The sequence below is a fragment of the Methanosarcina sp. genome (assembly GCF_049706645.1).
Lineage (GTDB): Archaea > Halobacteriota > Methanosarcinia > Methanosarcinales > Methanosarcinaceae > Methanosarcina.
The window spans coordinates 1-12,778 of the sequence record NZ_JBNAKP010000024.1; the positions used below are offsets into that span (position 1 = coordinate 1).

The 12,778-nt window shown below is 42.2% G+C and carries 9 protein-coding genes; 5 read left to right on the plus strand and 4 right to left on the minus strand.

Features of this window, described 5'->3' with window-relative positions:
- Positions 1–590 precede the first annotated feature (590 nt).
- A complete protein-coding gene (locus tag ACPK8D_RS09470; RefSeq protein WP_424717609.1) occupies positions 591–1,202 on the plus strand; it encodes a superoxide dismutase in 612 nt (203 codons plus the stop codon).
- A 182-nt stretch (positions 1,203–1,384) separates the two neighbouring features.
- Here the strand turns inward: ACPK8D_RS09470 and ACPK8D_RS09475 are convergent, their stop codons facing one another.
- The 4 genes from ACPK8D_RS09475 to ACPK8D_RS09490 form a co-directional block, all read right to left on the minus strand.
- Positions 1,385–2,566, minus strand: a complete 1,182-nt coding sequence (locus ACPK8D_RS09475; protein WP_424717610.1) for a metal-dependent hydrolase — start codon at positions 2,564–2,566, stop codon at positions 1,385–1,387.
- A 226-nt stretch (positions 2,567–2,792) separates the two neighbouring features.
- Positions 2,793–4,355: a tetratricopeptide repeat protein gene (locus tag ACPK8D_RS09480; RefSeq protein ID WP_424717611.1), complete on the minus strand. Its 1,563-nt coding sequence runs from the start codon at positions 4,353–4,355 to the stop codon at positions 2,793–2,795.
- 319 nt (positions 4,356–4,674) lie between these two features.
- Positions 4,675–5,730 (minus strand): metal-dependent hydrolase, encoded by a 1,056-nt coding sequence (locus ACPK8D_RS09485; protein ID WP_424717612.1) that lies wholly within the window; start codon positions 5,728–5,730, stop codon positions 4,675–4,677.
- Positions 5,731–6,066: 336 nt separating this feature from the next.
- Complete coding sequence (locus ACPK8D_RS09490) at positions 6,067–6,936, minus strand: dienelactone hydrolase family protein (protein WP_424717613.1); 870 nt, start codon at positions 6,934–6,936, stop codon at positions 6,067–6,069.
- A gap of 753 nt (positions 6,937–7,689) precedes the next feature.
- On the opposite strand from ACPK8D_RS09490, the gene ACPK8D_RS09495 reads away from it, so the two are divergent.
- The 4 genes from ACPK8D_RS09495 (at position 7,690) to ACPK8D_RS09510 (ending at position 12,652) form a co-directional block, all read left to right on the plus strand.
- On the plus strand, positions 7,690–8,793 hold the full coding sequence (locus ACPK8D_RS09495; RefSeq protein WP_424717614.1) for an MtaA/CmuA family methyltransferase: 1,104 nt from the start codon (positions 7,690–7,692) through the stop codon (positions 8,791–8,793).
- Positions 8,790–9,617: a cobalamin-dependent protein gene (locus tag ACPK8D_RS09500; RefSeq protein WP_424717615.1), complete on the plus strand. Its 828-nt coding sequence runs from the start codon at positions 8,790–8,792 to the stop codon at positions 9,615–9,617. The genes ACPK8D_RS09495 and ACPK8D_RS09500 overlap by 4 nt, the downstream gene beginning before the upstream one ends.
- 213 nt (positions 9,618–9,830) lie before the next feature.
- Positions 9,831–11,432, plus strand: a complete 1,602-nt coding sequence (locus tag ACPK8D_RS09505) for a methylamine methyltransferase corrinoid protein reductive activase (RefSeq protein WP_424717616.1) — start codon at positions 9,831–9,833, stop codon at positions 11,430–11,432.
- A gap of 155 nt (positions 11,433–11,587) precedes the next feature.
- On the plus strand, positions 11,588–12,652 hold the full coding sequence (locus tag ACPK8D_RS09510; protein WP_424717617.1) for a phosphatase PAP2 family protein: 1,065 nt from the start codon (positions 11,588–11,590) through the stop codon (positions 12,650–12,652).
- The last annotated feature ends 126 nt before the right edge of the window (positions 12,653–12,778 follow it).

The window sequence follows — 12,778 nt, forward strand, 5'->3', positions numbered from 1 at the left end:
TTATGTTATAAGGAAACCTTGTTAAAGGATACTTAATCATCTGTCCCTAAGTAACCGGGCGGGCGGCCCGAAGCATACCCCATCCTTTAGGGTGGGGTGGCCGCCCGCAATTTGATTTAATCAATTTTTAGTCCTGTATTCGGCGGCGAAACGTTTCGGTATAGATGAGTTTGATAGAGCGCTGGCAACACAAAGAAGTAGTTAATATTGTTATAATATCCAAAGTGTTAATAGTAATTCCAGATAAATTTCTACAAAAGTATCTCATTAATTTGCATCTTTTACCTTTAAATAGATTCCGCGTATAACTATATTCTGCATTTGGAATTGCCATATGGCGATTTAATATGTATTTGAAGAGATAAAACAGCAGAGCCACCTCAAGCAGAATCGTTTAAGTGACAGATTTCTGTTGACATATTAAGGGGAAATTTGCTTAAGGGAAAAATTAGTTAGCAGGATTTATAATGGAATTTTCTTGAACCGGAACTTAAAGCTTGAGTCCCTACATTAACTCGATGCATATCAATTCCGGAGCAAGTTCCAAACAAATTTTGCAAAACCAGCAATCAGGAATAGGGGAAAACAATATGGCTAAAGGGTTATACAAGTTACCGGATTTGAAATATGGCTATTCAGACCTTGAACCTTACATTTCCGAAGAGCAGCTGCGCATCCACCACGACAAACACCATCAGGCCTACGTGACCAACGCTAACTCACTTATAGAGATGATGGACAAGGCAAGGAAAGATGGCACTGACTTTGATTATAAAGCCAGTGCAAAAGCTCTGACTTTCAACCTGGGAGGGCATGTACTTCATGATTACTTCTGGTGGGAGATGACACCCGAAAGCAATGCAAGCAAGGAGGCTGTGGGCGAACTGTCCGAGATGATCAAAGACAATTTCGGAAGCTTTGACAGGTTTAAAAAAGAATTTACCCAGGTCGCAGCGAGTGTTGAAGGTTCCGGGTGGGCTGCCTTAACTTTCTGTAAAGATACAGAGAGGCTTATGATTATGCAGATCGAAAAACATAACGTAAACCTTGTCCCGGATTATCCAATCATTATGGACTTGGATGTGTGGGAACACGCCTACTATATTGATTATAAGAACGATAGAGGCAAATTCATAGAAGGATTCTGGAACATAGTCAACTGGGAAGAAATCGACAAGTACTTCATGAAAATGAGAAAATAATTAAAAAGTTATTTCTGACACATCTGCTTAATCTGTTCCATTCCGATTACATTTTTCAATTAATTTTTTATTTAACAGTAATCGGAAGTTCCATTTAATCAGGGAACTTCATTTAATTAGAAAACTCATCTAATCGGAAATAATGTCATTTTTATCGGAAACACGCTCATATTTCATTTAAACTACTCAAAGCAGTTTTTATCAAGCTTCTTTTCCGCTCTCCCGTAATGACTTTCATATACCTCATATTCTCCGCTCTCCCTGTCAAAGACGAACCTGTAAACCGTATCGAAATATGGCCATTTATCAACATACGGATTCCTGGCGTCGCTCAGAATTACAGTTACGAGTCCGTTTTCTTCGGAAACCGAATAAACCGGATAATCAATTGCCTTGGGTACTGAGGCACTGTAAAGTTTGCCTGCCCTTTCGGCGTAAGCCTGGGCCTCAGGGACGTTGCCTGTTACAGACACTTTTTCGACGTAAAAGCTTTCTTTAACTCCTGACCAGTAGCTGACTTCTAGGAGTTTGTAATGGGTATCACTATACGAATAAACTGCAAGGAATTTGCCGATAGATATCGGGTAGGTATTCTTATAGCTTATTCCGGTTCCTTCTGCGTCGGAAACATGTCTGATCAGGAAGACTTTCGCAATCGGAAACACGGCGGTCCAGAGCAGGAGAACCAGGATTACGGAGGCATAGAATTTCTTCTCGTTCCTGTTCACAAAACCATGGAGCCTGTTTAGCCCGTTTAGTTTTCTGCTCCAGGTATCCCTGTCTTTAGTACTCCATCTATCCCCGTTCCTGGTGCTCAGTTTATCCCAATTTTTAATGATCCAGCTGTCGTTGCTTATAATGTTCAGCTTGTCCCAGTTTTTAACCCCAGGTCTGTTTTTATTCTTAACAAATTCTGCAGCCACTATCAAGAGGGGCAGCAGCGGGAGAAAGTTTACAATGGGGTCGAAAGGATAAATGGCTCTGAGGGCTGACTCATTTGTGCTCAACGGATAGAAGGGGCGCATTTTTGCGCTTGTAGTATAATCCAGTAAGATGTGGAGGAAAACGGCCTGAAACCCTCCGAACGTAAAGCGCCGGTCTTTAGTTTTAACCCAGATTAGAAGTGCAACAAGAAAAGCAAAAAAGATCGAGTGCGTGAGCTCCCTGTGACCAAGCAGGTAGAATAGCTGGTTCCGGGCCTCGTGGCTTACGCTGCTACTTATGAGAGTAAATATCGAATATGTAAAGTAGTCAAGGTCAGGGAGTAAAGAGAGAAACAGTAAAACCAGCCTCTTCCTTCCTTTAATTCCCAGAGCATAGGAGAGAAGCAGGCCGACTCCAAGATGGGATAATGTATTTACCATAAATTTATGTTCCGTATTGTTGGGTTTTTTAGTGACAGGGTTATCATAAACAAGATTTAGGAAGAACTCAAGATAGCAAATCTCCTAGTGCGATGGCACTTGATAATATTTAACTAATATTATATAAAAGAATTGATAAATTCTACTCGAATTTTTAGAAAATGAGCAACCAAACCATTCCTACCTAACTTCAAAAAAGATATGGAAAACGCTCCACATTAGCACTTTAACTTTCTTCATTGGTTTTAACTATTTCCTTAAAATCCTTATCTTCCCACAGCTTTTCAAAATCTTTATCGTTTGTCACCCGTTTTTTATAAGAAAGATCAAGTTCGACTGCACGTTTTAAATCTGCGAGTGCTTCATTTTTTTTGTTCATCATAGAATAAACACAAGCCCTACTGTACCACGCCTCCACAAATTTGGGTTTTATTTCCAGCGCTTTCTCGCATGCCTCTAAAGCTTCCTCGTATCGACCAAGCTTATTAAGAGAAAAGCTTTTGGCGGACAGCAAAACCGCATCTTCTGGGTTTGTTTTCAGTGTTTTCTCAAATGCTTCTAAAGCTTTCTCATATCGAGTAAGCTTATTAAGAGAAAAACCTTTGGCGGACAACAAAACAGAGTCATCGGGATTTATTTTCAGCGATTTTTCGCATGCTTCTAAAGCTTCCTTGTATGCTTCTAAAGATTTTTCGTATCGACCAAGCTTATCAAGAGAAAAACCTTTGGCGGACAGAACAACCGCATCCCTAGGGTTTGTTTTCAGCCGTTTCTCGCATGCTTCTAAAGCTCCATTGTATGCTTCTAAAGCTTCAGTGTGTAGGCCGAGAATATCAAGCACAACACCTAAACTAATGAAACCATTTTCATTGTCAGGCATTAGATCGATACAGCGGCGAAATGCATCTTCGGCAAAATTATAATCTGCGGCATAATAATAAGAGATACCAAGGCTGTAAAATAAATTAGCAAGGATCTGATAATCTGTTTCTTCCTGCAAAGCTTTAATACAATTTATCCGGGCATTTTCCAGGTGTTCAGGCTTTTTGGTAGCTGTATACTGGGAATAAGAATCAAGGGCTTCTGTAAAATATTTAAAACTAATCCATGTTTTTGCCGTAATCCCTTCTTTTTTCTTAGTCTTTTCTTTTGATAAATCATAGGTTATCATGAAAGCCAAATCTTTAATTAATTCCGGAATTTTGTCTTCATTTGCTGATTGTTCTATTTTACGACTGCTATTCCATCCATAAACCCTGGGGCCTTCCATCAGTGCAATAAGATGAATTTCTGAGTCGTACTCTTGCAAACTCCCCTTGATAGTTTTAGCTGGCTCTCCTAACGGCCATAGTTGTTTGAGAACGGTGAGAATACCACCCACTGAAAGAGCCATTCCGGCAATATTCACATCTCCTAGATTAGAAATTTTTGTTTCTAAATTTTCGGTATTTAGAGCCACTTTGGGCAAGTAAATTTTTTCACAAGTTATACCTTTTTCCTCAAATTGATGTTTATGAATTTTCTCAATCTTTCTTAATTCTGCGATCAGAGAATCCGAAATTATTTTTCCGTTATATGTTTTATTATTGATATTTACTTCAAATGGGAAAATAACAGCTCCTTTACTCTTAGTAGAGAGAAAAATAAAGAGTCCAGATACAAAAATCAGAACAACAAGACCTACAATAACTTCAAGTACAGATATAATTACATTTTTTATATATTCTAGAACATGAAGGATGAACACATCATCTATAGAACCTGATATGTTACTGGCAGCTAACAGCACAGATAAAATTTGTACGGACGGTACCCCCCAGATTATGCCCGCTAAAGAATAAAACTAAATTATAATATAAACCGTAGGCATAATAAGTTTATAGGAAACCATATTTCGGGAAGAACCTGTGAGAGCGAACATTCCGGAGCTATCGCATCTCGTAATATTTAATTGACGTTATATACAAAATTGATTTAATACTGTTCTGATCCAGAAAAAAGGACGAAAAATAGAACTTATTTTTGTTAGCTGCCGTGTCAAAAGAGGCTAATTATGGTTTTTCATCGTACTTTCGATGCAAAAATACTCTGCTTGACTATTTAAAGATTCATCCGAACCAGTTCCTGCCTAATTTCTCTTCCTGTCCTCCATGCATACCTGCATAGACTTCGTACTTCTCTTCATTTTTCCTGTCAAAAACAAACCTGTAGAATGATTTAAAATAAGCCAGTTCATTAAGATGAGGACTTCTGGCATCACTGAGGACAACCGTCACAGTCCCGTTTGATTCGGAAACCGAGTAAGCCGGATAATCGATTTCCTGAGAAACGCCTGCCCTGTATAAGTTTTCTGCTCTTTTAATGTAAGCAGCAGAATCAGGGACATTCCCCTCTACGGAAACTTTTTCAACGTAGGAACTTTTCTCGATTCCTGAAAGATAACTTATTTTCAGGACTTTATAATGAGTGGAGTTATATGAGTACGCCGTCAGGAACGTGTTCATTGATTCGGGATAGGTGCTCTGGTAGCTGATTTCGGTTTCTTCGGACAGGGAAATATTGCTGATGAGCAAAGCTTTCGAGATTGGCATCAGAGTAAGCCAGACAAGTAACAGAAGAATAAGCGAGGCATAGAGTTTATCATCAATATTTGATATAAACGTGCAAAAGCCCTTTACTTTCCCTTTGATTCTTCTCCTGTGGCTCAAATTTCCAATAATCACAATGAAGGGAGGCAGGAGAGGGAGCAAATTTAACAGAGGATCAAAGAAATACACGGCTCCCATAATAGAAGCATCCGTACTGAACGGATAGAGGGGACGCATTTTCCAGCTTGTAACGTAGTCCAGATAAGAATGGAAGAAAAGGGACTGGAACCCTCCAACCGTAAAAAGCCGGTCTTTTGTCTTAAGCCAGATAAGAGCCGTGACAAGCAGGATGAAAAGGATGGAGTGCATGAACTCCCTGTGCCCGATCAGGTAAAAAAGCTGGTTTCTGTCCTCAGGGCTCAGGTTGATATTGGTAAAAACATATGCCGAGTAAAGGATAAAATCCAGGTCCGGAAGTACAGATAGTAAGACCACGACTTTAAACTTGTTTCCTTTAAGGCCCAAAGCCAGAGCAATGAGAAGACCTACCCCCATATGGGAAATTACATTTACCATGATCCCGTATTCCTGAAGCGGATTTTTATATTTAATAATATAGAGAATTAAAGATATATTTCTTCTTTTTGAAAAATCGTGTACGGGAGTTGCAAAGTTGCATTTACATTCGAGAATAATGGAAAGCAAAAGTTGAATGTTAAGAGCAAATTTTCAGGATCGCAGGTAAGATAAATATCTCTCTTTTTATAAAAAAAGGAAAATGGCTGCCTTCTTATTAAAAACAAAAATTAGTTAATGAGAGGATAATCCCTCTCAAATTACCGTGTCGAATTATTCAATATTTTTACAGGCCAGATTATTTAATGTTCTTACAGGCAAGATTGTTCAATGTTCTTACAGGGCTGAACTATTCAATGTCCTGTCAAAGAAGGTTATCATCCCCTCATACGCATCCTGTGCAACAAAACTTTCGGAAAGTTCTCCATCTTCTGTAATCATAAAACCGTGAGGCTCGCCCTGGTAAACCTTCATCTCGAAATATTTGTCAGCTGCATCCAGTTCCCCGACGTACCTGTAAATGTCGGTAATATTGCTGTACTGATCCCGGGTGCCGTGTATTATAAGCATAGGCGTGTCAAGCTGGTCTATCAGGCTAGCCGGTCTGTCGGGCTGGGTTTCGGATCCGCCCATATAAGGGAAACCATACCAGGCAACTCCGGATTCGAACTTCTCAATCTGGGGCAGGAATAGCATGGTATACCTTCCGCCAGCACAAAAGCCGGTAAGGCCGAGTCTTTCGGAATCGACATCATCCCTTGTTTCAAGGTAAACTGTGCTGTTTCTGATAAGGGCTTCCACCTCGGCATCGGAAGGAGAATCAGAGTATGTCTGCCAGAAAGGAGCAATCACAACATACCCATCTTCGGCCATTCTGTCCACCATAATCTGATACCCGGGCTCAAATCCCCTGAATGAGTGAATCAGCACTATAGCCGGATAATTCCCTTCTTCAGCCGGGGCTGCAGTATAGGCCGGATAAACCTTGCAGTTGCTTGTAATATTAACCGTTTTAGCCTCAACCGGGGCTGAACAATTCGTGGTTTCAAGACCGGTATTCTGCGATGAAGCTAAGCACTGGCTCTCGGTTTCATTGCAGGCGGTTCCTGCAGCTTCCGGAGCTTCAGAGTCGGAATAAGAGGAAGCCGTGCTGCCTAAAGCGCCAAGAAGACTCACTATAAGCAAAAATAAAACTAATTTGTTCATGAAATTCATTTACCCCCCAAAATTATATACACCGGGAAATATCGTGCAATTTGAATGCCCTTTTCCCGAAGTGCAAGAAATTCCGGGCGGCTCTGGAAACCTGGTCTCTACACGAACCTGACATACCTGACATAACAAGATAATCCCCAGATATATATTAATAGGAAATTATATGTTAAGGGATATAAACCATAAGGATTAATTTTTTCTTAAAGGAAAGATCCGGAAGTTTTCGCCTTACATTACAAAATTTTTTATATTTTCAATTCCAATGTATGTTTCCTACATGTCCCCAACGTGTATCTCTGGCATGACCTGGCCGCTGGCTAAACTCAAACAAGCCCTTCACCGTCCTGAGCTATATCCCAGAACTCCGGGCAAATAATAAATCGGCTGCTAAAAATAATTTATGTAGCGCAAATTTGAGAAATATATAAGTTTTTCTATATTGTGCTAACTGTATTCGGTTAAATATTCTAATGTTCATATTAATAAATGTCAGCGTAAGAACTGTGAACTTTTGCAAAATAAAAGTAGCTTTCGTACTATCTCCAGGACTCGGAAAAGGAACTTGTAAAAGGAACCGTAAAAACAGGCATTTCAGGCTTTTACCTGACAGTAGATCAATACTTCTTTTACCCTGTTGGTGGCATTCAAAAAAATGAATTCTCTGGTGATCGGACTGCAAAGTAAAACGTGTTAATATTTAATCAATAATATATATTGATGTAGATTAAAAAGGTGAAATAAAGCATGGTAAGTGAAATGACTCCAACCCGAAGAGCTCTGGCAGCAGTGCTTGGAGGCAGGGTGGACTACGTACCTCCTGCAAATCCCCTATCTCAAACCACAACCGAATTGATGCAGGTATGCAACGCTTCCTGGCCAAAAGCCCACTTTGACAGCAAAATGATGGCAGACCTTGCAGCCGCTCCCTATGAAGTTTGCGGCATTGAGGCTGCACGTCCCCAGTTTGACATTTCTCTCGAAGCAGAGGTCCTGGGATGCAAACTTGACTGGAACAAACCGGACAGGCCTCCCGTAACCGGCCCTGCTTATACCGATCCCTCCGATATAACCTGGCCCGACAACCTGGAAGAAGCCGAAAGAATTCCGGTAGTGCTCGGAGCAATCGACGAACTGAGGAAACGCTATGACGGTATGCTTCCTGTTATCCCTGTACTTACATCCCCCTTCACGGTAGCAGGTCACATAGCAGGCGTTGAGAATATGGCCCGGTGGACAAAAACCGACCCGGAAAAAGCCCAGGCCTTCATTGAAGCAGCAACTGATTTCGTGATAGCTTACGGGAAGTTGCAGACTGCTTACGGGGCACATATCATCTTCCTCGCTGATCCTTCAGCTTCCGGTGACCTGATTTCTGCGGAAACGTACCGAGAATTTGTACTCCCTTCCCACAAAAGAATGGCAAAGGAGATCAGCTGTCCCCAGATCCTGCACATCTGCGGAGATACCAGTAAACTCCTGCCTTACATAAAGCAGAGCGGAATTGACTGTTTCTCCTTTGATGCCGTTCCGGTCTGGTATTGCCGTCAGGTAGTGGGCAACGAGATGTCCATTCTCGGAAGCCTGGATGTCATAGACCTGATGCCAAACGGCACCCCCGAGCAGGTTTATAACAGAACCAGGGAATGCATCTTGCAGGGAGCTGATATTGTCGGGACTTCATGTGGGGTCTCATTTGGAACCTCCCTAGAAAATCTCAGAGCATATGTCAGGGCCTGTAAAGAGACCTCAATCCCGAAATACGATGACGTGGAAGACCTTATCAGGCAGATTGGAGTCGGTATTGGAAGGAATATGAAAGAAAACGTGCTGGGTGGGATGAAAGAATGATCAGGCATATCGACGTTGCAGTTCAGAAGATATTTGAGATGAAAGAAAAAGAGCCTGCAAAATTTAAAAAACTCATTGATGAAGGAATCATGATCGGTCTCGGGGTGGATCTTGGAGATAGAAATAAAGAAATGACCCCTGCCAACCAGATAAAGAAACAGAACAGGCCGAAAGATCCCGAATATGTAGCCGTGGCAGAAGCCGTGATCGAGGGGAATAGAGCTGAAACCGTAAAACTTACAGCTGCCCTGCTTGGAGAAGGAAAAGATCCGACAGACCTTGTCTTAAATGCCCTTATGCCAGGAATCCAGACCGTATGTGAGCTTTACGATATCGGGGAAAGCTATGTGCCGGAAATCCTGCTGGCAAATGAAGCCCTCATCGGAGGGGTGGAACTCTGCCAGGAAAAAATAGGCGAAGTCCCTTCCCAGGGTAAGGTGGTATCCCTCGTTATTGAGGGAGATGTGCATGACATAGGCAAGAACATCGTAGCCGCTATTCTCAGAGCAAATGGTTTCGAAGTAGTTGATCTTGGAAGAGACATAACGGTGGAAGCAGCCGTTAAAGCTGTGAAGGCAGCAAACGCTGACCTTGTTACCGGAACAACCCTGATGAGCACAACCAAAGGAGGCCTTAAAGCCCTTGCAGAGGTCCTGGACTCCGAAGACGTTCCCGTAGCCTGTGGCGGGGCTGCCATAGACAGGCGCTTTGTCGAAACCTTTGGCAATTCGGTATATGGAAAAACACCGCTTGACGCGGTAAAAATTGCAAAGAAGATCTGTGCAGGAAAGAACTGGAAAGAAACCCGCAAGGAACTTTACTGATTCTACTTTACTTTCCGGTTTTCTTTTTCTTTTTATTTTTCGATCTTTGTCTCTTTTTCATCTACGGAACACTTAAATCGGGAAATAAATGCCGGAAAGTTAATAAATAGGGATCGGGAAGAAAAAACGAAAACCGAAAAAACGGGAACAGGAAGAAAAGCCTGAAATCGGGAAAGGATGAACAAAAACTTTCACAGAATCCTGGGATAAAATATGGATCAGGCAATAAATATCGACATCGGCACCAGTGGGATTCGAGCCCAGCTCCTGAATCTTACGGACTCTTCCGTCCTCAGGACTGCAATTTTGTCCAGAAACCCGCTTCCGGGTGCAAACGTTGTTGACCATATGGACTTTGCAATTAATTACGGGCAGGGAATAGCCCATGAAATTCTGGTCTCAGCCGTAAACTCCCTGATAAATAACCTTAAACCGGAAAACCTCAAGCGTATAGCCGTTTGTGGAAATCCGATCCAGTTGTCGCTATTCGAAGGAATAGAAATCCGGGACCTTGCATTTGCGGGAAAAAATGCCCTCGAAAAATTACATTTAAAGCCTCCGGAAAGGGACGGGCACATCGTCTCAGGAAATAAAATAGGGCTTTATGCAGATGTTGATGTGATTATCCCGCCTTCGATAAGGCATGAAATCGGAGCCGATGCCCTTGCCATGATGATAAAGACCGGGTTTCTGGATACTCCCGAAACGTGTATGGTTACGGATTACGGGACAAATGCCGAGATGGCCCTGAAGGTAGGCGACAGAATATACACAGGATCGGCTGCTGCAGGCCCTGTCATTGAAGGACAGCAAATCAGCAAAGGAATGCTGGCAACACCTGGAGCGATTGCCGACTTAAGGCTTTCCGGAGGCTGGCAAGCGCTTGTCCTTGATGAAAAACTCAGGCTGGTAGAAGGGCCAAGGATCGACCTGCGCAACGGAACTTTTAAAGCCACCGGATACCCTGCAAAGGGAATTACAGGCACGGGCGTAATTGCCCTTATGTATGCAGGGCTTGTAACTGGCATAATAAAGCCCCCTCATATTGAAGGCAATAAAATTCGGCTGGGTAAGGAGATCACGTTCACGGAGGAAGATGTAATAGAAGCAGGAAAAGCCTTCGGAGCCCTGAGAGCAGGTCACATGACCCTGATGCATGAGGCAGGGATAGCTTACGAAGACCTGGAAACGATGTACATGTGCGGGGCAAGCGGAACCTATGTAGACCCTCTAAAAGCCCGCTTTACAGGCGCTGTGCCTGCAACGGCGAAACGGATTGTCCAGTGCGGAAATACGTCCCTGGAACTTGCAAAAGACCTTGCCCTTGATCCCGACTACCTCTTATACCTCAACGAAATGAAGAAATCGATCCTTGCAAATCATATCATGTTTGCCTCGTCCCCTATATTTGCAGCCATCTACATCCAGGAAATAGCCCTATGGAATGAAGGGATGCCACTTGAAAAGTATAATGCAAACCTTGAAAGATCAGGTGTCCAGCCTATCCCACAAAAACTTCAGGAAAGCATTATTGAAAGAAAATATGAAAGGGATATCCGCGAACCTGGAAAAAGTCTGGAGATCATGGAGTCTGAATGGGGTCTTATTGCTACCATTCAGTGCAGCGGTTGTGATACCTGTGTGAAAGAATGCCCTGAAGAGGCCCTTTCAAGAGAATATGAGAGTTTTAAGATCAATACTGAAAGATGTCTTGGTACTGCCTGCAGAAGATGTGAAGAAAGGTGCCCTGAAAAAAAGTTCTCGATAAGTGATTTTAAGCTGGAACTCCCGGAGTCCTTGAAGCCTGAACAGTAACCTGACAACAGTAATTTTACTAGAAAACTTAAAATAATTATCCAGCCCTGAATCGACATAAACTTTTTACAGATTCCGTGATATCCAGCGTTATCCAGAAGTTCCGGATAAAACTGATATATCGCAGGAAAATATTTAATCAGGAGTCAAAGCCCTTGTTCCAGACCGAACCTATAATCTACCTGCAATCTCTTGGAAACGAATGGCTTACATTCCTCATGATTCTGATAACTACAATGGGATCATCGGCTTTTTTAGCTGCCTTGATAATTAGCATAACTTTCGGAATTAATTTTCGGAAAGGTATTCTTCTGTTCCAGCTCTTAATCTGGACAGGGCTGATTACCGAGATTCTTAAGACAATGATTGCCTTTCCAAGGCCGGATTTTGTAGATAACAGAGTGCTTAACCTTGAGTACGGAGTAAAAAACTCTTCACCTTTTAGTGGGAATGGACCTGAAGGTGTGTTCAAACTTCCCGACAGAGAGGTTCTTGAAACCTTTCGCCTTCAGGAGAAACTTACCCATTCGCCTTTCGGTTTCCCTTCCGGGCATGTCGCAGTCACGACTGCACTCTGGGGAGGAGGTTCCGCGATTTTCAACAGCAGGACAATAAAAAATCTAGCTCCTGTTATGGTATTACTTGTAGCGTTTTCAAGGATTTACCTGGGAAGGCATTTCCTGGGAGACTTGCTGGGAGGGGCGATTGTAGGCTTAATTTTCCTGATTGGTTTTACCCTCTTTCTCAAAAGTCCCCTGAAAGATGATTTTTTCAAGAAAGAGAATTTTGAAATTGCATTCAGGCGCCAAAACCTTATTTTGTACTTCATTCTTTTTGTTATCCCTCCCGCTCTTACAGCCCTATCTCTGGTAAGTGCTGATGCAGCAGGTTTTTTCCTTGGCACGAATGTGGCATATATTCTGATTATACGAAAAGGGCTTCCTGATGATACGGGAAGTACGGAACAGAGGATTTTGAGGATATTTATTGCACTCCTGCTGTTCGGAGTCTCCAGTCTTGTTCTTGCTGTCGGGTTCAGTAGTATCGAAACTACAGGCTATCTCAGTTTTAAACTCATAGAATTCTTAAAGACTTTCATGCCTGCATCTACGATCTGGATATCTGCAGTCGTCTGCATAAAGCTCAACCTGTATAGAAGAGAGAAGGAGCTTGCAAGCAGTCAGGACACGGAATTGAATAGAAAATCGGTAAAACCCTGAAATTCAGAAGCTATCCCGGAAAAAACTCCTGTATATAATGATCCCAGTATACCTTATAATTATATTCTCATACAGTGGTTGTAAAGCCCGGCTGAAACCTGTAAAGTTAAATAAGATCATATCCAC